We start from the raw sequence: 19,446 nt of genomic DNA, 5'->3' as shown, positions 1-19,446 counted from the left end.
CGCCGACGTTGTCCTACACAGCGATCGGGTCGCGTCTCCCAATTAGCGGTCGAGTCGTCGCAGGGCTCCGGGCGGCCAAGTCTCCTGAGCCATCCAGCGGCGACACCGTGACAGCCATACCCGGAACCCCTGGGCCTATCGATCTTACGAATGACCGATCAAGCCCAAGAAGAAAGTAGGACACCGTGTGCGGAATCACCGGATGGGCCGCCTACGACCGCGACCTGTACGGCCGTCCTCCGTAACGCCCATCGGCCGGCTGCCGCCCGGGAGGTCGATGACGGCCAGGCGGCGGTGGCCCAGAGCCGCGTGCGGGCCGGCCCGCTGCCCTTCGGCGCCCGGGCCGCGGCACTTCATGGTGGCGGTCATGGCGGTCAGGACGGCGCGTTCCGTCCCTCCGGTCATGGCCCGCATCGTCGAGGAACACCGCCGCACCGGCGACACCCGCACCGCCACGGCCGCCGGCATCGAGCACACCGCCCGCGTCTTCACCGCGGCAGCCCTGATCGTCGCCGTCGTCATGGGCGCCCTGGCCGCCTCCGCCCTCCTCGCCCTCAAGATGATCGGCACCGGCCTGGCCGTGGGCCGTCCTCCTCGACGCCACCCTCGTACGGGCCGTCCTCGTATCCTTCATCCGCCTCGCCGGACGGGCCAACTAGTGGCTGCCGCGGGTCGCAGCTCGACGTGGACGGTGCCGGTGTGCCGGCCGGCTATGAGTTCGCGGAGGGCGCGCGGGGCCTGGTCGAGGCCCTTCAGCACGGTACGGGGGAAGGAGAGCGTGCCGTCGCGCAGCCTCCGTCCGAAGACCCCGGTCCACTCGGGGACGATGTCGAGGTGGCCGAACAGGGTCGCGCCGCGCAGGGTGATGCCGCGCGTGATCAGCGCCACGGAGTCGGTGCCGATGGTCGGCGTGTCACCGAGCTGCCCGGACAGGGCCCCGATCAGCGCGACGCGCGCCCCGCTCCGGGCCACGGCCACCGCCGCCGTCAGCTGGTCGCCGCCCACCCGGTCGATGACCACGTCGGCACCGTCGGGCGCCGCCGCGCGCAGCTGCTCCTCGACACAACCGGCATCGCGCAGGACGGCGGCGTCGTAACCCAGCTCCTTGGTCAGGATGTCCGCCTTGCGCCGCGAGCTGGTGGAGCCGATGACCCGCGCCGCACCGCGCAGCCTGGCGATCTGCCCGGCCAGCGAGCCGACCGCCCCGGCCGCGCTCGTCACGAACACGGTGTCGCCGCACGCACTTCACCGGCGCGTACGACACCCATGTACGCCGCGGCGCCCTGCGTCAGGTCAGCGGCCGGATCGGGCAGCGCGTCGAGGTCCAGGCGCTGGACGGCCTCGACGTCCAGCGCGGCGTACTCCCGCCAGCTCCTCCCCGCCACCGCGGTGGGCCGGACCTTCCGCTCCCGTCCACGTACGTGAACAGCCCGGCATCACATGGCCATTCCGCGCACCGGTACGGACACCAGGTCCCCAGCACACCCCCACCACCCGCTACGCTGGTCAATTCGCCCACTCCGATGCCGGGAGTGCCGCTTGAGCGCGTTCTTGCGTCCGTCCTCCGACCGGGCCGTCGTTCGCTGTGATCAGTGTCCGGGGCGGCCCGTGCTGTCCACCCACCGGGAGGAGACCGACACCCGCCGCTGTGTGCGCTGCCAGGGCGAACACCGGTGGCTCTCCCAGCCGCACCCCGAGGACCACCTGTGCGCGGTGTGCCGCAGGGAGTGTCCGGGCTGCCAGGCGCCCACCTCCAACGGCGAGCGCTGCCGCGCCTGCCGGGACCGTTGCCGTACCTGTGCAGGGCCGTTGCCGCTGCGTCCCGAGTACGTCTCCGGCATCACGCATGTCGAGCCGGGGAAGCGCAGGGACCGCCGCCGCAAGTGGGTGCGCACCTACTTTCCCCGCTCCTGGGACCGGGACCAGTGCGACGCGTGCCAGACCGCGGCGAGTGCGAAGGATCCGCTGCGGGCGGTGCTGGCCGCGCTGCCGGACAAACTCGTGCTCGCCTGCGGGGGTGGCGTTCCGCCCGCCGTCATCGACCTCATCCACGACGAACTCCAGCGGCACAGCCCGGTCCGGCTCGCCGCCCGCATCGAGCGCCGCTGGTGGCAGAGCTGGGCCGGCCGTCCCCTCAAGCGCGACACAGACGCGCACCGCGACGGCTACGGGCCCGACGACGTCGCGGTGTGGCTGCTGACCCCCACCGCCTGCAACGGCCGGTGCGAGGACGGCTGGCTCCTGGCGCCGCCGGAGCGGCCCGACCGCGACGACGAACCGTGCCCGGTCTGCCGGGGAGGGTGGCTGTTGTCCGCCCGGCGCGACGAGTCCGACGCGGACGATGATGTGGCCGGGCCGAAGCCGGCCGCGGCGCGCTCGCTCGCCGACGCCGTCAGCTACCGGCCCCCGATCCAGGAGTGCACCGGCCGCGGCGGCACCTGCGGACGGCCCGTCACCTCCCCGCACACCCAGTGCCCCGAGTGCCTCGACTGGCCCTGGTGCGTCTGCCGTCGCCGTCGCCGCAACCCCGACCGGGCCGCCTGTCCTGCCTGTTCCGCGGGCTGAGCGCTACGAGACGCCCTGTCCGGCGTGATGCCTCTCACGTCCGCCTACAGCACCATTCGAGCCGATCTCGATGCGCTCGAAGGAGCGGTGCCGGGCACGCGTTTCAGCCCTGAGGGCTTCACCGTTCCGCGAGGGGTCCATCGGCCGACGGGTTTCCCGCCGTCGCGCGAGGAAGCGCCGCACCGCCGGTAACCCCCGTACGGGAAGTGGCGGAAGCGGCACGTCCGCAGCCATGATTTCCGGCCGCCGGGCGCCCCGCACGCCCCTCCCGTCACGCCCCGCGAAGCGGCTCAAAACTGTCGAAACCGCATGTTTGGCGGGCATTCGGCCGGGGAGTGATCCCCTCGTTCTCAAGATTGTTCTCGCGGCGGTCCCACCACAACAGGACCTCTTCAGCCGCACTTCCCGACCCGGAGGAGCTCCTTCATGCTGCCCGCCATGGCGCGCCACGACCGTGAACGTTTCCTCGCCGAACCGCGCGTCGGTGTCCTGGGCGTCGCCGACTCCAGAAGCGACGGCCGGGCGCCCCTGGTCGTACCGGTCTGGTACGGCTACGAGCCCGGCGGCGAGATCGTGGTCGAGACGGGTCGCCGGACCGTCAAGGCCCAACTGCTGCGCACCGCCGGGCGGTTCAGCCTGTGCGTGCAGGACGAGGGGCGCCCGTACCGGTACGTCAGCGTCGAGGGGCCCGTCACCGCGGAGGCCCCGGTGGACCCGGCCGTGCGCGAAGCCCTGGCTCACCGGTACCTGGACCCCGCGGAAGCGCGCGCCTACCTGGCGGCGACCGCGGACCAGCTCAAGGACGACGTCGTCTTCCGTATGCGCCCGGAGCGCTGGCGCAGCGCCGACTTCGCCGCCTTCGCGGCGGACTTCGCCGAAGGGGCCGCAGCCGAGGGCAGCGGCGCCACGGCCTGAGCCGCCCGTCCGTGCGTCGCCGCACCGTACGAAGCCTTGAAGCGAGAGGGACTTGATGACCGACGTCTACGCTCCGATACGCCCGTTGTTCCGGCCCGCGGCTCAGCCGGCCTCCGGCTCGCCCGCGTCCGGCTACCCCCGGAACAGCCGTATCCAGGAGCTGTTCGAGGCACAGGCGGCGGCCCGGCCGCACGCCCCGGCGGCCCGGCACGGTGAGCGCACCGTGACGTACGCGCAGCTCGACGCCCACGCCGACGCCCTGGCGGCGCGCCTCGCCGCCTGCGGAGCACGGCCCGGTGACCTGATCGGCGTGTGCGGCAGCCGCTCGCTGGAGGCGCTGGTCGCGCTGGTGGGCATCCTCAAGGCCGGCTGTGCGTACGTACCGCTCGACGAGGACCTGCCACCGGCCCGCCTGCGGGCCATGGCCGAGGACGCGGGACTGCGGGTCGCCGTCACCCTGCCGGGCAGCACCCGCCGGGTGCGCGGCCTGCGCGCGTCGGTCGAGGTCGGCGCCCTCGACCGGCCCGCCGGCAGCCCTCCGCCCGGCACCGACTCGCCCCGTCCCGGCTCCGCCACCGACTGCGCCTATGTGGCGTTCACCTCCGGTACGACCGGCCGCCCCAAGCCCGTCGCGATCTCCCACCGTGGCGTGATCCGCCTGGTCCTGTCCGACACCGAGATCGCCCCGCCCGCCCCGGGCGACGGCGTGCTGCACGCCTACGGCCTGTCCTCCGACGCCTCGACGATCGAGATCTGGGGCGCGCTGCTCACCGGCGCCTGCCTGGTCATCGCCGACCGGGAGGAACTGCTCTCGCCCGCCGCTCTGGAGCGGCTGATCGATGAGCACGGCGTCACCATGGCGTACCTGACGACGAGCGTCTTCCACCTCGTGGCCCGCACCCGCCCCGAGGCACTGGCCCGGCTGCGCTTCGTCTCCGCGGGCGGCGAGGCGATGGACCCGCGCCTGGCGAACGCCGTCCTCACGGCCTGCCCCGGCACCACCGTGGTCAACTTCTACGGCCCGACCGAGAACGCCGTCGTCTCCACCGCCCATGTGCTCGCCCCCCTTCCCGACGACGCCGCGCACGTCCCCCTCGGCCGCCCCTTCGGCGCCTCCACCTGCCACGTCGTGCGCCCCGACGGCTCGCTCGCGCGGCCGGGGGAGGAGGGGGAGCTGTACGTGGGCGGGGACGGGCTGGCCCTGGGCTACCTCGGCGACCCGAAGCTGACCGCCGAACGGTTCATATCCCTGCCCGCCGTGGAGCCGGACGGCCTGCTGTACCGCACCGGCGACCGGGCCGTACGGCACGCCGACGGGCAGCTGGAGTACCGCGGCCGGTGCGACCGCCAGGTCAAGCTGCGCGGCGTACGCATCGAACTCGACGAGGTCGAGGCCCGATTACGAGCCCACCCCGAGGTCGGTGAAGCAGTCGTCGAAGCCGAAGCCGGCTCCCTGACCGCGTACCTCACCGCCACCGCCCCCGGCGGCCTGCTGCCGCTGTCCGCCTTGCGCGCGTACTGCGCCCAGTGGCTGCCCGCGCAGGCCGTCCCCGAACTGGTGCCCCTGGACCGCTTCCCGGTCACCAGCGGCGGCAAGGTCGACCGCGCCCGGCTGAAATCCGCCGCGCCGCGCCCGGTCCCCGCGGCGGCGCAGCCCACGGACGAGCCGAAGGCCGAGGGCCTGCTCGGCGTCCTGACCGAAGTGTGGCAGCGGGTGCTGCGCGTCCGGCCCACGCCCCAGGACGACTTCTTCCTCCTCGGCGGCGACTCCCTGCTCGCCTCGGAGACCGTCACCCGCACCCTCGCCGTGCTCGGCATCGACGCCGCCCTCGGCTCCTCGCTCATCAGGGCCCTGCTGGCCGCGCCCACACTCGAAAGCTTCGCCGCCGCCGTGGACGAGGCCCGGGGCGGCTCCGGCGGGAAGGCGGACGGGCAGCCGGCCGTCGACTTCGCCCGGGAATGCGAACTCGGCTTCGCCCTCCCGCCCGCCCAAGGCCCGGCACCGCACCCGCACGACCCGAAGCACGTCCTGCTCACCGGGGCTTCAGGGTTCGTCGGCGGCTTCCTGCTGCACCAACTGCTGCGCGCGACGGACGCCCGCGTCCACTGCCCCGTACGGGCGACGACCCCGGCCCACGCCCGGCAGCGGGTGCACACCGCGCTCGCCCGCTACGGGCTGCACCTCGACGAGGCCGACTGGCAGCGCGTGGAGTGCTTCCCCGGCGACCTGACCCAGCCGCGGCTCGGTCTCGACGCCGGCCACGCCGAAGCCCTGGCCCGCGACCTGGACCTGGTCCTGCACAACGGCGCACGGGTCAACTTCCTCTACCCCTATGAGGAACTGCGCCCCGCCAACGTCGACGGCACCCGCGAGGTCATCCGGATCGCGGCGCCCCGCCGGGTGCCGGTGCACTTCGTCTCGACCGTCGCCGTCGTCGCCGGCTTCGGCACCGCCGGGGTGGGCGAGGTGGACGAGGACCTGCCACTCGCCCACGCGGACGGGCTGACCATGGGCTACGCGGAGAGCAAATGGGTCGGCGAAGGGGTGCTGCGCCACGCATCGGCGCAGGGGCTGCCGGTGGCCGTGTACCGGCCGTACGAGGTGACGGGCGACCGTACGCACGGCGCGTGCAACACCGAGACGGCCATCTGCTCGCTGATCAAGATGATCGCGGAGACCGGAATGGCCCCCGACATCGAGCTGCCGATGGACTTCGTGCCCGTCGACCACCTCGCCGAGTCCGTGGTGCACATCGCCACCCGCCGCCTCGCCGACGGCCGGGTCTACCACCTGACCAACCCCCGCCCGGCCATGCTGTCCGACGTCCTCGACCGGATGCGCGCCGCGGGCTTCAGCCTGCGCGTACTGCCGTACGACCAGTGGGTCGGCGAGCTGGTGCGGCACGTCGCCAAGAACCCGACGAGCGCCACGGCGCCGTTCGTGTCCCTGTGCGTGGACCGCAGCCGCAACGCCGACATGTCCGTCAAGGAGATGTACCTCGCGGGCACCTTCCCCGTCCTGGGGCGGCGCAACGCCGAAGAGGCGCTGGCCGGCAGCGGACTGCACTGCCCGCCGGTCGACGCCACGCTCCTGGACCGGTACCTGGAGTACTTCTTCACCTCCGGCTACCTCACCCGCCCGGAGCCCGCACCGGTCCACGGCAAGTCGTACGCCACGTCCCACACCGCCACGCCGGGATCGGAGCACACCGCATGAGCCACCCCGAAGCCCTCATACCGGTCCCGGAGGTCGAGCCCGGTACTGCGGGGCCGCCGTGCGCCTATGCCCGGCTGCGGACCGAGGCGCCCGTGGTCAAGGCGCGGCTGCCCAACGGCGAGACGGGCTGGCTGATCAGCCGCTACGAAGACGCCCGCGCCGCGTTCGCCGACCCCCGGCTCGTACGGCCGCTGCTGTCGGCCTGGCCGCCCCGCGAGGGAAGCGACGCCCCGCCGCCGTGCCTGCCCACCTTCCTGGAGATGACCGGCGCCCACCACGAGCGCGTGCGCCGCACCGTACTGCCGCTGTTCGGCAGGCGGCGGCTCGCCTTCATGGAGCCCCGCGTCCGGGCGATGGCGGGGGAACTCCTCGACACGATGGTGGCCGGGGCCGACGGGGGAGTGGCGGATCTCGTCGCCTCCTACGCCGAGCCGCTGCCGCTGCGGGTGCTGTGCGCGACCGTCGGCCTGCCGTACGAGGACCGCGCGATCTACCTGCCGCACACCCTCGCGCTCCTGGGCGCGTCCGGCCTGACGATGGAGGAGGTACTCGCGGCCCTGTACGCGCTGCAGGACTATGCGGGCGACCTCATCTCGCGTAAGGAGAAGACGGACGGCGAGGACGAGGACTACATCCGGCTGCTGCTCGCGGAGGCCCGCCGGCCGGACAGCGAGATCACCCGCGACGACGTCGTCAGCTTCGTCGTCACCATGCTGATGGCCGGCTACAAGACCAACATCCAGCACACGGGCAACGCCCTGCTCGCGCTGCTCACCCACCCCGAGCAGCTGAAGGCGCTGCGCGAGGCGCCCGAGCGGACCGGCGCCGCGGTGGAGGAACTGCTGCGGTACGTCCCGCTGATGAACGCCATCAACATCCTCGTCGCCACCGAGGACTTCACCCTCCACGGGCAGCACATCCGGGCCGGGGACGCGGTCGTGCCCGTACCGGCGTCCGCCAACCGCGACCCGGACGCCTTCGCCGAACCCGACCGCCTCGACCTGACGCGGACCCCCAACGCGCACATCGCGTTCGGGCACGGCCCGCACGCCTGCACCGGCGGCCACCTGACCCGTATGCAGCTCGGTATCGCCATCCAGGTGTTGCTGGAACGGCTGCCCGGCATCGAACTGGCCGTCGCGGCGGACACCATCCCCTGGGACGAGTCCACCCCGCTGCGCGCACCGGCCCGGCTCCCCGTCCGCTGGTGAACCCTCCGTACAGCCGGCCTTCCACCGACGGCCGCGGACAACGCGCCGACGAACCCGGCGATCCCGACGATTCCAGCCAGTCCGGCGACTTCAGCGATTCCAGGAAAGAGGTCCGCACCACGTGACCGCCGAGAACCACACCGCGCAGCCCCAGGCGCCCGCGTCCGACGGTACTTCGTACGACGAGGCCCTTCCGCACTACCCCTTCAGCACCCGGGGGGACCGGCTCGCCCCCGAACTCGACGAGCTGCGCAGCCGCTGCCCCGTGGCCCGGGTCAGCACCAACTCCGGTGAACAGGCGTGGCTGGTGACCGACTACGGGCTGGCGCAGCACGTACTGCGGGACCGCGCCTTCGCCCGCTCCGTGCTGGGCGAGGCGGACAGCCCCGCCCAGGACGCCCCGATCCTCGCGCCCGAACTGCTCGACGCGATGAACCACCTCCAGCAGGCCGGACTGCGCGCCGAAGTGCTCCGCTCGCTCGGCCGCGACCAGCCCGACCTGCCCGCCGACTGGGTCGCGCGGGTCACCGGCGAAGGGCTGGACGCGATGATCCGCGAAGGCGCCCCCGGCGACCTCCAGCGCCACTTCGCGGAGTGGGTCGCCGCCCAGTGCATGTGCCGCCTCCTCGGCCTGCCCTTCGAGGACCGCGCCTGGCTCGCCGTACGGGCGGACCTGGACCTGACCATGGTCACCCCCACCCCCGATGAACTCGCCCGCAACTGGGAGGAGATCCGCGCCTACATGGCCGCGCACATGGCGGCCCGCCGCCCCGGCGAACCCCGCGGCCTCGTGGACCGCCTCGCCGACCTCAACGCCGCGCACCAAGGGCTGACGGAGCGGCAGCTGTCGAACATCGTGTCCGTCCTGTTCGTCAGCGGTTACGAGGACTTCGCGAGCTTCCTGGGCGTGGCGGCCCACAACCTGCTCCAGCACCCCGAGACCATCAGCGCGGTGCGCGCCGAGCCGGAGACCATGCCGCAGTGCGTGGAGGAGCTGCTGCGGTGCAGCGTCGTCCTGGGCAACGCGATCCCCCGCTTCGTCACCGCCGACGCACGGATCGGCCCGTCCCAGGTCAAAAAGGGCGACATGGTCCTGCTCTCCCTGGACGCGGTCAACTACGACTCCACCGCGTTCCCCGACCCGAAGACCTTCGACCCCACCCGCTCACCCAACCCCCACCTGCGCTTCGGCTACGGCCGCCACCACTGCCCCGGCGCCCACCTGGTCCGCCGCCAGTCCGAGGTCGCCTTCCGCGTGCTCCTCGACCGCCTGCCCGGCATCCATCTTGCGGTACCGCCGGAAGAGGTCCCCTGGCACCCGAACCGTATGGCGATCATGGCGGCGGAGATTCCGGTGGGGTGGTGAGGGGAGATACGTCGTATGACCTGCCGTGATCATGCGGTCCGGAGCGGCTGACGCCGGTCAGTCCGCTTGCGATTCGCAGGATCCGGAGTCGGTCAACGCGCTCGCGGTCAGGCTGAGGTGCTGGGCCAGGACCGCGGCCGCGGTGTCGGCGTCGCGGGCCAGCGCCGCCTCCTCCAGCCGGCGGTGCTCTTCGGCGCCGTCCCGGTCGGGGTTGCGGTGCGCCGACCAGCGGCGGGCCAGTTCGCTCGCGGTCCACATACGGTCGAAGGTCTCCAGCAGAACGGGGTTGCCGCACCCCTCCAGCAGCGTGCGGTGGAAGGCCCGGTGGGCCTCGGACCAGGCGCTGCTGTAGTGGCGGCCCTCCTCCGCCACATACGCCGGGGTGCGGGCCAGGCGGTGGTGGGCGGCCCGTACGCGGGCCTCCCAGTCGAGGTCGCCGCGCTCGACGGACATACGCAGGACGACCGGCTCGATCGTGCGCCGCGCTTCGGCGATCTCCTGCCAGCGGCGGTCGGAGAAGGCGGGGACGGCGAAGCCGCGGTTGTGCAGCCGGTCGGCGAGGCCGTCCCCGACCACCCGCACCAGTGCCTCGCGTACGACGGCCAGGCTCACCCCTTCTTCCCTGGCCAGTTCCTGCGGCTTGAGGGCCTCGCCGGGCGCGTAGTCGCCCCGCATGATCGCGTCCCGCAGGCGCGCATAGACCTGCTCGGAAAGCATCTGTTTGCCCGACGGGGTGGTGGAGGCGGCGGCGGTCTGTGTCATGGCCATCAGCATAGACGGTCAATCGGATAATCGATTATTGCTGTTATTGTCGACGCGTCGAGGCGTGGCGGAGCATCCGCCACGCCCCTGGCCGCCGTCACCATGACCGGCCACGGCCCTGGCCCCGGCCACGGCCACCCGTTGAAAGGAACGACGCGATGAGCGCCAACGACCCGTTCGCCCGCCTCCCCGAGACAGCCGCCTTCACCGTCACCAGCACCACCGTCACCGACGGCGCCGCCTGGCCCGCCGAGCAGTTCTCCGCCGGCGTCCCCGGTGGCAAGGACCGCTCACCGCAGCTCTCCTGGAGCGGCGCCCCGGAAGGCACCAAGAGCTACGCCGTGACGGTGTACGACCCGGACGCCCCCACCGGCTCCGGCTTCTGGCACTGGGCGGTCGCCGACATCCCCGCCACCGTCACCGAACTCCCCGAGGGCGCGGGCGACGACACCGGCTCGGGCCTGCCCGAGGGCGCTTTCCAACTGCCCAACGACGCCCGCGCCGCCCGCTACATCGGCGCCGCCCCGCCCGCCGGACACGGCCCGCACCGCTACTTCGTCGTGGTGCACGCCCTCGACGTCGAATCCATCGGCGTCCCGGCCGACGCCACCCCGGCCGTCCTCGGCTTCACCATGGCCGGCCACATCCTCGGCCGCGCGGTGCTGACGGCCACCGCGGAGATATCCGCCTGACGGGCGCCCTCGGGCCATCTGCCCGAGGGTCCTGTTCGGGGCCCGGCACCGCGGTGGCGGGCCCCCGAGCCCCGACGGCATTCCCTCACCTCTCCAGGAGAACAACCGCAATGCCTTCAACCACCCTCCCCGATCAAGCCCACCCGTTCGCCGGGCGCATGGACTTGGACGCCGTACGGGAGGTCAGCCGCGCCGTCAACGCGGCCCACCTGTTCATCTACCTCGTCCCCGAGACCGCGGAGGAGGCCGCGAAGCTCGGCGCGACCGACCGCGGACCGGCGTACTTCGCGTTCCGGTCGGCCGCGATGGGCGCGGTCCCGTGGCAGGTCGTACTCGCGGCCTTCTACAACTTCAGCCCCCGGGCGGTGCGGACCATGGAGGGCGTGTGGGACACCGCGTCCCCCGAGAAGTGGCAGACCGCCCGCTTCGCGGCCGCCGACCGCGCCCTGCGACGTGTCGGCGTGAGCCTCACGGCCGAACAGATCGCGGAGGCCCGGTCACTGATCGACCCGGTGGTCGCCGGCGCCGACTACGCGGGCAAGCCGCTGGCCGCCGCCAACGCGTCGGTCGCGCTCCCGTCCGACCCGCTCGTCGCGCTGTGGCAGCAGATCACCGTACTGCGCGAGTGGCGCGGTGACGCGCATCTGACCGTGCTCGCCGATCACCGACTCGGGCCGTGCGACAGCCTCGCCCTGCACGCCGCGACCGGCGGCGTCCCGATCGGCATCCTGCGTACGACCCGCCGCTGGACCGACGCGGAGTGGGCTGCGGCGACGGCACGTCTCGTCGCGCGCGGCTGGCTCGACGCCGACGGCACCGTGACCGAGGCCGGCACCGCGGCGCGCGAGCGGATCGAGGCCGATACCGACGAGCGCTGCGCCGCACTGTGGGCGCCGATCGGCGACGTGGGCGCCCGCCGGCTCGCCGCGCTCATCGCGCCGATCGACGAGGCGTTCACCGCGGCCGGGACGTACGCGACCATGCGCTGACCGCGGCGCGATCGCGCGCTTCGGACGCTGCGCGCGGGCCGGCGGGCGAGGAAATCCGTCGCGCCCTATGAGGTGCGTCGCTAGCCTCGGTCCACAACGCAACGTGGTGCGGGACGTGACCGCGAAGGGGGCCGGCATGGAGCCGGAAGGCGTACGGACCGACCGTCTGGGCGTGCTGCTCGACCAGTTCGACCAGGCCAGGGAGATGGCCCAGGTCCGGCTGACGGGGCTCGGCGACGAGGAGTACCTGTGGGAGCCCGTGCCCGGCTGCTGGTCGATCCGGCGCCGGGGCCGGGCGTCGACGCCCAGGGCGTTCGGGCCGGGCGAATGGCTGCTCGACCTGGGCGCCCCGGACATCCTGGCGAGCGAGTACGCCGAGATCGCCCGGCAGGCCGCCGGCGGTATGCCCGTCACCAAGATCGCCGACGACTGGAGTGTCAGCGTCGAACGGGTCGAGCAGGTCCTCGCCCACACCGGTGTGCCGGAACCCGACGCGGCACCCGTCACCACCATCGCGTGGCGCCTGGGGCACCTCCACTTCCACTTGGCCGGCCAATGGGAGTGGACCTTCGGCGAACGGCGTCACGAGCCGAAACTGCTCGTCGAATTCAGTCCCTCCGCCGCCGTGGCGGTCGAACGCTTCTGGGAACTGATCGACCGCTGGCGCGACAGCGTGGGCGCCGTCACCGACGAGCAACTCGACACGGTCGGCTTCTCGCAGTACCCGTACAGCTCCGACCCCGACAACCCCTTCATCGCCGTACTGTCGGGCACCTGCCTCGAATTCATCCACCACATGGCCGAGATCGCCCTGCTGCGCGACCTGTGGAGGGCCCGCATCTGAAGCATGTGGCGAATGTGCCGGTCGCCGGCGCGACACCGTCGGCGGACGGCCCAAAATCACGTGCGTCCTTCGTCTGGTCATGCTGGGGTGGTCCGCTGTGAACACCCATTTCCCCGCTGAAGCCGACCTGATGGACAGGATGGAACGGAACCTGGCGGAACATGCCTGTCATCTGCATCGGAGCATGACCGGCGCGACCGTCACGGAGACGGGTGACCTCCTGGTCGCCGACAGCGGCCTGGACGACGACACGTTCAACATCGTCGCCGCGGCCCGCTTCGCCACCGCCACCGCACCGGCCCGTATCACCGAAACCGCTCGGACGCCGGCCCGCACCGGCCGCCGCTTCTCCTGGTGGGTGGGGCCTGCCTCGACACCACCGGACCTCACCGCCCGCCTGACGGCCGCCGGCCTGCCGGCGTCCGAACGCGAGACGGCCATGTGGGCCGAGCTGGACGACACCCTGCCACCGCCCGCCGCCCAAGGACTGCACATCCAGACGGTGACCACGCCCGAACAGCTCACCGACTACGCCACGGTCCTCGCCGCGAACTGGGACCCGCCCGCCGACACCGTCCGCCGCTTCTTCACCCAGGCCGCCCCGCAGGCACTGGCCGCGCACTGCCCGGCCCGGTACCTGGTCGGCTACGTGGAGGGCCGTCCGGTCTGTTCGGCCGAAGTGTTCCATCACGCCGGGGTAGCCGGGATCTACAACATCTGCACCCTGGCCGCCCACCGTCGACGTGGATACGGAGGTGCCATCACGCTCGCGGCACTACGCGCCGCCCGCGACCGAGGTAACGGCATCGCGGTCTTGCAGGCGTCCGCCGACGGTGAGCCCGTTTATCGCCGTTTGGGGTTCCGCTCCTGCGGGGAGTTCGTCGAACACGCCATCAACCCTTGAACTGTTTGGGCTCTGTTGGTCCTCGGCTCGCTTTCCTGATGGCGCTGGCTGCCTACCGACCTCTGCCGTGCCGCGGGGCGTATTGGCCGCCGAGCATCTCGGCCGCGAGCACCGCGCGATGGTGCAGTAATCACATCTACGGAAGGCCCGAGCAAAACCACAAGGAGCGTGCACCCATGGACCAGGAGAACGTGAGCGCCACCCTGACCGTCGCCGCGCCCGCGGCGAAAGTGTTCGCGGTGCTGGCGGATCCGGTGACGCATGCGGCGATCGACGGCACGGGCTGGGTCCAGGAAGCTGTCGACCGGGCGCCGCTGACCGGGGCGGGGCAGATCTTCCGGATGGCCATGTACCACGCCGACCATCCGAACGGTGACTACCAGGTGGCCAACAAGGTGCAGGTACTCGACCCGCCGCGCGCCATCGGCTGGCTGACGGGGCAGGAAAAGGACGACGGCCGCCTGGAGTTCGGCGGCTGGTTCTGGCGGTACGACCTCGCGCCGCTCGGTCCGTCCGAGACCGAGGTCACGCTCACCTACGACTGGTCGGCGGTGCCGCAGTCCATCCGGGAGTATCTGCGGTTCCCGCCGTTCGAGCCGGACCACCTCACCAACTCGCTGCACCACCTGGCCGGGCTCGTCTCCGGCAGATGAGGGCGAACGGCCCGCTCTCCCAAGCTAGAACGACCATTCTGCTACGGTGGGAATGGTCGTTCTAAGAACGGTCGTTCTAGAGGGCGTGCCTGCCTCGTGCGCCGGGGCGGGCCGCCCGTCCGCCGACCCGTCAAGCAAAGGAGACGCCGTGCGATTGCGACGTTTGGGGTGGGCCGGCGTGGAGCTCGAACATGCCGGCCGGACGCTGGTCATCGATCTCATCGAGGACGCCGCGCCGCTGTTCTCGGACGAGAGGTTCCCCGCGGCCTCCCGCCCCGGGGAGACGGCCGCGGCGTTGGTGACGCACCTGCACTCCGACCACGCCGACCCGGTGGCGATCCGCAGGGCGCTCGCCCCCGGCGCGCCGGTGTACCGGCCCGAACCGGTCACCGGACCGGACGACGACCTCAAATGGACCTGTGAGGCGGAAGGTTTGTTCCGCGAACACGACGTCGCGACCGAGGTGGTGCGGCCGTGGGAGGAACGCCGCGTCGGCCCGTTCCGTATCGGGGCGGGGCCGGGGATCGACGGGCTGGGGGACCCGCAGCTCGGCTGGGTCGTCGAGTGCGACGGCGTGCGCGTCTTCCACGGCGGCGACACCATGTTCCACGGCCACTGGTGGTCGATCGCGCGCCGGTTCGGCCCGGTGGACATCGCCTTCGTACCCATCAACGGCGCGATGGTCGAGCTGCCCCACCTGCAGCCGCCGAGCCCCTTCCCTGCCGTCATGCTGCCGGAAGAGGCCGCGGTCGCGGCCCACATACTGGGCGCCCGTGTCGCAGTCCCCATTCATTACGGCACGCTGCACAAACCGCCCATCTACCTGGAGACCCCGCACGCGGTCGAGCGCTTCGAGAAGCGCTCCAGGGAACTCGGGATCACCCCTCTCGTCGCGCCGTGCGGCCAGTGGTTCACCCCGGACGCCGCGCACGTACACTAGAACCACGGTTCTAGGCGAAGGGGAGGCTCGGGGTTGACGGCGGTGGACGGCGACGAGGGGCGATCGAGCGTACTTGAGGCCGCGGAAGAACTCTTCTACCAGTACGGCATCCACGCGGTGCGGATGAACCAGATCCGCGACCGCGCCGAGGTGTCACTGGCGCGCCTGTACAAGCTCTACCCTTCCAAGCACCACCTCGTGGCCGCCTACCTGCGGGCCCACGGGCAGCGACTGCGCGCCCAGCTCGCCGAGTCCGTCGAGCGGTCCGCTCCGCCCCCGGCCGGTTCGCGGGCCCGACTGCTCGCGGCGTTCGACCACATGCAGGAATCCGTCGACACGCCGGAGTTCCGGGGCTGCGCCTTCGTCAACGCCTGGGCCGAACTCGGCGGGCACAGCCACGAGCGCCACCCGCTCGTGGCCGAGGCGGTACAGGAACACAAGTCCCTGCTCCGTGACTACTTGACCGAGCTCGCCGCGGACCACGCCGACCCTCGTGGCGTCGCCGCGCAGATCCACATCATGATCGAAGGGGCCATGGTGACCTCCTCGCTCCTGGGCGCGGAGGCCACCCGCCAGGCCCGCGACGGTGTCCGTGCGGTACTTGCCGCGGCCGAGGGCTCGCGCGACAAGTAGGCTGCGCCCCGAGCAGGCGCCCGCACCCACCGGTACCCGAACACCAGTGGGCGCCCCTGCATCCTGCACGGCTTTCCCGGTGTCCGCCTGATCAGCAAGTCCGGCGAGGCGTGGGGCCTGCGCCGCTCCGCGGACAGGCCGAGCACCGTCACCCTCAACTGGCCGTACGGCGGCGCCATCCTGAACCAGTCCGGCGCGACCCGCCCCGGTACCTTCGTCGATCCGGTCGGCGTGGGCCGAGGGCCGAAGCGCGGCGGTTCTGCGTATCCAAGGCGAGGGACGCCGTACGGGTTGGTGATGCCCGGGCTGGTGACGGCGCGGAATCCCCCTGGGCTCCACACCCTGGCATTGTCCGTACGGCCAAGAGGTGACCCCCAAGTTCGTTCCCTCGGACAAAGAACCCGGGGATCGTCCTGCATACGCTGCGACGCAGTTCATCGAGTCGCCCGGAGGCGTGGGTGAGGACGGATACCCAGGCGAACCGCCGGGCCTCGACTCCTCCCTCTCTCCCTCCCGTACGAAAGGCACCGTCGTGTCTGTGGACCTGCATCACCGCGCCCTCGTCGCCGATGCCCACAATGACCTCCTCATGGCTGTTGCCGCCCGCTCCCCGGCGAAGTGGGGCAGCTTCTTCCGGGAGCGGTGGCTGCCTCAGCTGCGCGAGGGCGGCATCGATATCCAGGTCCTGCCGGTGTTCATCGACGATCAGTACCGACCCGAGGGGGCGCTCCGGCAGACCCTCCGCATGATCGAGTGCGCCCACGTCCTCGCCGAGGCCAACGCTGATCAAGTCGCTCTGTGCCGCAACGGTGCCGACATCGACGTGGCCCTCGCCGAGCACAAGATCGCCCTGGTGCTCGCTCTGGAGAGCGCGCCGGGCATCGACGCCTCCGTCGAACTCTTCTCCACCCTGTTCCGGCTCGGCGTGCGGATCGCCTCGATCGCCCACTGGGGACGTACGCCGCTCGCGGACGGCAGCCGGGAGGACGCGACCGGCAGTCGGCTGACCACCCCCGGCGTCCGGGCGCTGCGGGAGATGGAACGTCTGGGCATGCTCTTCGACATCTCCCACCTGGGGGCGAGCGGCGTCTGCCATGTACTGGAACTCGCCACCCGCCCGCTGATCGCCACCCACTCCTGCGCCCGCGCCCTGCGTGATCACCACCGCAACCTCACCGACGACCAGATCCGGGGGGTGGCCGGCACCGGCGGCATGGTGTGCGTGAACTTCGTACCGGACTTTCTCACCGACGACGAGGCGAAGGTGAGCGTCGACCGGGTCGTCGACCACATCGAACATGTCATCTCCGTGGCCGGGATCGACCATGTCGGCCTCGGATCGGACTTCATCCGTGAAGTCATGGCGGACGTCACCCCGCCCTGCTGCGAGAACGCCGACGACGAAGACCCCCTGTTCGACTTCCCCGGCCTGGAAGGCCCGGCCGGCATGCCGCTGGTCACCGAGGCGATGGTCCGCCGGGGCCTGCCCGAGGAGGACGTCCTGAAGGTTCTCGGAGGGAACATGCGGCGGCTCATGAGCACGTATATGGGCTCCTGATCAATGACGTCTGCCTGAGCGCATGCACGGGCTGAAGCCCGCTCAACTTCCCCACACCTCCTCACCCCCGACGTGGCTCCGACCTGCGTGTTCGACGCCACGCGGCACCCCAGCCTGCCGTAAATGCCCCGTTACGGGCCCTTCGGCCCGCCAACCCACTGAACCCTCACCTCCCCGGAGACCTCACCCCGTGCCACACCACCCCGCACAAGCGGCCCCCACACCGACCGCAGATCAGACCCCGCCCACCCCCTCCCTGACCACCATGCTCGCCGACCTCGAAGAACTCGTCTCCTGCGAGTCCTTCTCGGACGACCACGCGGCCGTGGCCCGCAGCGGCCAGGTCGTCGCCGCGCAGGGCCGCCGGCTGCTCGGCGCCTCGCCCCGGACGCTGGACATCGAGGGCGTCACCCACGTGCAGTGGACCTTCGGCACCCCGCGCATCCTGCTGCTGGGACATCACGACACCGTCTGGCCGATCGGCTCCCTCAAGACCCACCCCTGGTCGGTGGAGCAGGGCATCGCCCGCGGCCCCGGGGTCTTCGACATGAAGGCCGGGCTGGTCCAGATGTTCCACGCCCTCGCCTCGCTGCCCTCCCTCGACGGCCTCTGTGTGCTCGTCACCGGCGACGAGGAGACCGGCTCGGCCACCTCTCGCGCGCTCATCGAGGACATCGCGCGCCAGTGCTCGGCCACGCTCGTCCTGGAGCCCTCGGCACCCGGCGGAGCCCTGAAGACCAGCCGTAAAGGCGTGTCCCTCTACGACATCGCCGTTCACGGGCGCGCCGCCCACTCCGGGCTGGAGCCGGAGAAGGGCGTCAACGCGGCCACCGAACTCGCCCATCAGCTCCTCGCCCTGGAAGGCGTCGCCGACACCGTCATCGCCTCCACCGGACCAGGGACGACCGTGACTCCCACCCTGATGAAGGCCGGCACCTCGAACAACACCGTGCCCGCGCGGGCCGCGCTGAGCGTGGACGTGCGCGTGCCGAACGCCACGGCGCAGGAAGCGGTCGACCAGTTCATCAGGGCTCTCGAACCGTGGGTTCCCGGCGCCCGGGTGGAGGTCGACGGTGGCCCCAACCGGCCGCCCCTGAGCCCCGGCGCCTCCGCGGAACTCTTCGCCCTGGCCACCGAACAGGCCGTACGGCTCGGCCTCGGCCCGCTGCGGCAGGCGGCCGTCGGCGGCGCCTCCGACGGCAACTACACCGCCGGTGTCGGCTGCCCCACGCTCGACGGCCTCGGCGCGGTGGGCGACGGCGCGCACGCCGACCACGAACACGTCGTCACCGCCGCGATGCCGGCCCGCGCCCGGCTCCTGGCCCAGCTTGTGGGAGCACTGCGATGAGCGGGGCGACCGTCCGGGAACTCCACCTCATGGAGGACTTCGAGGCCGTCAGCCTTCTCTACGCGGACATCTGGGGGAGCGAACCCGGTGACTCGCCGATCTCCGGCGAGATCATGCGGGCCCTCTCCCACGCGGGCAACTATGTGGCCGGAGCGTACGAGGGCGGCCGGCTGGTGGGGGCGTCCGTCGCCTTCCTCGGCGAACCCATAGGCACCAGCCTCCACTCGCACATCACCGGCGCCGTCATGGGACGCGGCGTGGGCCTCGCCCTCAAGCTGCACCAGCGGCAGTGGGCACTGGCCCGCCGCCTGACGCGCATCACCTGGACCTACGACCCGCTCATCCGCCGCAACGCCTACTTCAACCTGGTCAAACTCGGCGCGCGCCCGGAGGAGTACCTGACCTCCTTCTACGGCGCGATGGACGACGCGATCAACGGCGGCGACGAGTCCGACCGGGTACTGGCCGCCTGGTACCTCACCGAGCCCACCCCGCCAGGAGCCCCCACCCGCACGCGGACAGTACCCTCCCCGCCCGGCCCCGCGCCTTCGGCGCTTGAGGTGACCGAGCTCCCCACCGGCGCCGCTCACCGCGTCCTCAACCGCGAAGGCCGCCCGGAGATCGCCAAGACCGACGCCGAGACCGTACTCATCGACCTGCCCGACGACATCGAAGCCCTGCGCCGCACCGACCCCGGTGCCGCCCGGGCCTGGCGGCTGGCCGTACGGGAAACCCTGGGCGACCTGCTCACCGAAGGCGCCCGCGTCGTCGGCCTCCACGAACGCCGCCGCTACGTGGTCCAACGCACCCCCGCCCACCCCTGAACGTCTCCCCCCCCCCCCCACCGCC

The 19,446-nt window shown here is 72.0% G+C and carries 17 protein-coding genes and 3 pseudogenes; 17 read left to right on the top strand and 3 right to left on the bottom strand.

What is annotated here, in order from left to right; translation table 11 throughout:
• Positions 1–195 precede the first annotated feature (195 nt).
• Complete coding sequence (locus ADK86_RS42955) at positions 196–405, bottom strand: hypothetical protein (protein WP_420718821.1); 210 nt, start codon at positions 403–405, stop codon at positions 196–198.
• On the opposite strand from ADK86_RS42955, the pseudogene ADK86_RS45585 reads away from it, so the two are divergent.
• A pseudogene (locus ADK86_RS45585) lies at positions 356–526 on the top strand (hypothetical protein); the annotation flags it as partial. The gene ADK86_RS42955 and the pseudogene ADK86_RS45585 overlap by 50 nt on opposite strands.
• Positions 527–630: 104 nt before the next feature.
• Here the strand turns inward: ADK86_RS45585 and ADK86_RS02945 are convergent.
• Positions 631–1,370 (bottom strand): annotated as a pseudogene (locus ADK86_RS02945) (MDR family NADP-dependent oxidoreductase); the annotation flags it as partial.
• A gap of 238 nt (positions 1,371–1,608) precedes the next feature.
• On the opposite strand from ADK86_RS02945, the gene ADK86_RS02940 reads away from it, so the two are divergent.
• From ADK86_RS02940 to ADK86_RS02920, 5 genes are all read left to right on the top strand, one after another.
• Positions 1,609–2,565 carry a hypothetical protein gene (locus ADK86_RS02940; protein WP_234345668.1) on the top strand — a complete coding sequence of 319 codons (957 nt, stop codon included), beginning with the start codon at positions 1,609–1,611 and terminating at the stop codon, positions 2,563–2,565.
• A 426-nt stretch (positions 2,566–2,991) separates the two neighbouring features.
• Positions 2,992–3,480, top strand: a complete 489-nt coding sequence (locus ADK86_RS02935; protein WP_053695116.1) for a pyridoxamine 5'-phosphate oxidase family protein — start codon at positions 2,992–2,994, stop codon at positions 3,478–3,480.
• A gap of 55 nt (positions 3,481–3,535) precedes the next feature.
• Positions 3,536–6,697 carry an amino acid adenylation domain-containing protein gene (locus tag ADK86_RS02930; protein WP_053695115.1) on the top strand — a complete coding sequence of 1,054 codons (3,162 nt, stop codon included), beginning with the start codon at positions 3,536–3,538 and terminating at the stop codon, positions 6,695–6,697.
• Entirely contained in the window at positions 6,694–7,908 is a 1,215-nt protein-coding gene (locus ADK86_RS02925; RefSeq protein ID WP_078951738.1) for a cytochrome P450 family protein, read from the top strand. Before ADK86_RS02930 ends, ADK86_RS02925 begins: the two co-directional genes overlap by 4 nt.
• A gap of 121 nt (positions 7,909–8,029) precedes the next feature.
• Entirely contained in the window at positions 8,030–9,274 is a 1,245-nt protein-coding gene (locus ADK86_RS02920; RefSeq protein ID WP_053695114.1) for a cytochrome P450, read from the top strand.
• A 57-nt stretch (positions 9,275–9,331) separates the two neighbouring features.
• Here the strand turns inward: ADK86_RS02920 and ADK86_RS02915 are convergent, their stop codons facing one another.
• Positions 9,332–10,036, bottom strand: coding sequence for a GntR family transcriptional regulator (locus tag ADK86_RS02915; RefSeq protein WP_053695183.1), 705 nt, complete (start codon positions 10,034–10,036; stop codon positions 9,332–9,334).
• Between the two features lie 158 nt (positions 10,037–10,194).
• Between ADK86_RS02915 and ADK86_RS02910 the strand changes: the two genes are divergently transcribed.
• From ADK86_RS02910 to ADK86_RS02865, 11 genes and pseudogenes are all read left to right on the top strand, one after another.
• On the top strand, positions 10,195–10,728 hold the full coding sequence (locus ADK86_RS02910; protein WP_053695113.1) for a YbhB/YbcL family Raf kinase inhibitor-like protein: 534 nt from the start codon (positions 10,195–10,197) through the stop codon (positions 10,726–10,728).
• A 158-nt stretch (positions 10,729–10,886) separates the two neighbouring features.
• The gene (locus tag ADK86_RS02905; RefSeq protein ID WP_107088402.1) at positions 10,887–11,717 is read left to right on the top strand and encodes an SCO6745 family protein; all 831 of its coding nucleotides are present in this window, start codon (positions 10,887–10,889) and stop codon (positions 11,715–11,717) included.
• Between the two features lie 136 nt (positions 11,718–11,853).
• Entirely contained in the window at positions 11,854–12,561 is a 708-nt protein-coding gene (locus ADK86_RS02900) for a DinB family protein (RefSeq protein WP_053695182.1), read from the top strand.
• A gap of 139 nt (positions 12,562–12,700) precedes the next feature.
• A complete protein-coding gene (locus ADK86_RS02895; RefSeq protein ID WP_053695181.1) occupies positions 12,701–13,465 on the top strand; it encodes a GNAT family N-acetyltransferase in 765 nt (254 codons plus the stop codon).
• 176 nt (positions 13,466–13,641) lie between these two features.
• Positions 13,642–14,118: an SRPBCC family protein gene (locus ADK86_RS02890; protein WP_053695111.1), complete on the top strand. Its 477-nt coding sequence runs from the start codon at positions 13,642–13,644 to the stop codon at positions 14,116–14,118.
• 148 nt (positions 14,119–14,266) lie between these two features.
• Positions 14,267–15,058, top strand: a complete 792-nt coding sequence (locus ADK86_RS02885) for an MBL fold metallo-hydrolase (RefSeq protein ID WP_078951737.1) — start codon at positions 14,267–14,269, stop codon at positions 15,056–15,058.
• A 42-nt stretch (positions 15,059–15,100) separates the two neighbouring features.
• On the top strand, positions 15,101–15,691 hold the full coding sequence (locus tag ADK86_RS02880) for a TetR/AcrR family transcriptional regulator (RefSeq protein ID WP_053695180.1): 591 nt from the start codon (positions 15,101–15,103) through the stop codon (positions 15,689–15,691).
• Positions 15,692–15,739: 48 nt separating this feature from the next.
• Positions 15,740–16,153 (top strand): annotated as a pseudogene (locus tag ADK86_RS44120) (hypothetical protein); the annotation flags it as partial.
• Between the two features lie 70 nt (positions 16,154–16,223).
• Positions 16,224–17,249, top strand: a complete 1,026-nt coding sequence (locus ADK86_RS02875) for a dipeptidase (RefSeq protein WP_053695109.1) — start codon at positions 16,224–16,226, stop codon at positions 17,247–17,249.
• 265 nt (positions 17,250–17,514) lie between these two features.
• Entirely contained in the window at positions 17,515–18,597 is a 1,083-nt protein-coding gene (locus tag ADK86_RS02870) for a M20 family metallopeptidase (protein ID WP_053695108.1), read from the top strand.
• Positions 18,594–19,421 (top strand): hypothetical protein, encoded by an 828-nt coding sequence (locus ADK86_RS02865; protein WP_053695107.1) that lies wholly within the window; start codon positions 18,594–18,596, stop codon positions 19,419–19,421. The genes ADK86_RS02870 and ADK86_RS02865 overlap by 4 nt, the downstream gene beginning before the upstream one ends.
• Positions 19,422–19,446: the final 25 nt, after the last annotated feature.

Origin of the sequence: Streptomyces sp. NRRL F-5755 (assembly GCF_001279365.1) — a bacterium.
Classification (GTDB): domain Bacteria; phylum Actinomycetota; class Actinomycetes; order Streptomycetales; family Streptomycetaceae; genus Streptomyces; species Streptomyces rimosus.
This window is presented reverse-complemented; position numbering and strand designations above follow the sequence as displayed.

Excerpts from the sequence above, each read along its gene's own strand:
- ADK86_RS02910 (WP_053695113.1), top strand. The coding sequence starts at position 10,195 with ATGAGCGCCAACGACCCGTTCGCCCGCCTCCCCGAGACAGCCGCCTTC.
- ADK86_RS02930 (WP_053695115.1), top strand. The coding sequence starts at position 3,536 with ATGACCGACGTCTACGCTCCGATACGCCCGTTGTTCCGGCCCGCGGCT.
- ADK86_RS02870 (WP_053695108.1), top strand. The coding sequence starts at position 17,515 with ATGCTCGCCGACCTCGAAGAACTCGTCTCCTGCGAGTCCTTCTCGGAC.
- ADK86_RS02915 (WP_053695183.1), bottom strand. The coding sequence starts at position 10,036 with ATGACACAGACCGCCGCCGCCTCCACCACCCCGTCGGGCAAACAGATG.
- ADK86_RS02895 (WP_053695181.1), top strand. The coding sequence starts at position 12,701 with ATGGAACGGAACCTGGCGGAACATGCCTGTCATCTGCATCGGAGCATG.
- ADK86_RS02905 (WP_107088402.1), top strand. The coding sequence starts at position 10,887 with ATGGACTTGGACGCCGTACGGGAGGTCAGCCGCGCCGTCAACGCGGCC.
- ADK86_RS02900 (WP_053695182.1), top strand. The coding sequence starts at position 11,854 with ATGGAGCCGGAAGGCGTACGGACCGACCGTCTGGGCGTGCTGCTCGAC.
- ADK86_RS02890 (WP_053695111.1), top strand. The coding sequence starts at position 13,642 with ATGGACCAGGAGAACGTGAGCGCCACCCTGACCGTCGCCGCGCCCGCG.
- ADK86_RS02925 (WP_078951738.1), top strand. The coding sequence starts at position 6,694 with ATGAGCCACCCCGAAGCCCTCATACCGGTCCCGGAGGTCGAGCCCGGT.
- ADK86_RS02865 (WP_053695107.1), top strand. The coding sequence starts at position 18,594 with ATGAGCGGGGCGACCGTCCGGGAACTCCACCTCATGGAGGACTTCGAG.
- ADK86_RS02935 (WP_053695116.1), top strand. The coding sequence starts at position 2,992 with ATGCTGCCCGCCATGGCGCGCCACGACCGTGAACGTTTCCTCGCCGAA.
- ADK86_RS42955 (WP_420718821.1), bottom strand. The coding sequence starts at position 405 with ATGACCGGAGGGACGGAACGCGCCGTCCTGACCGCCATGACCGCCACC.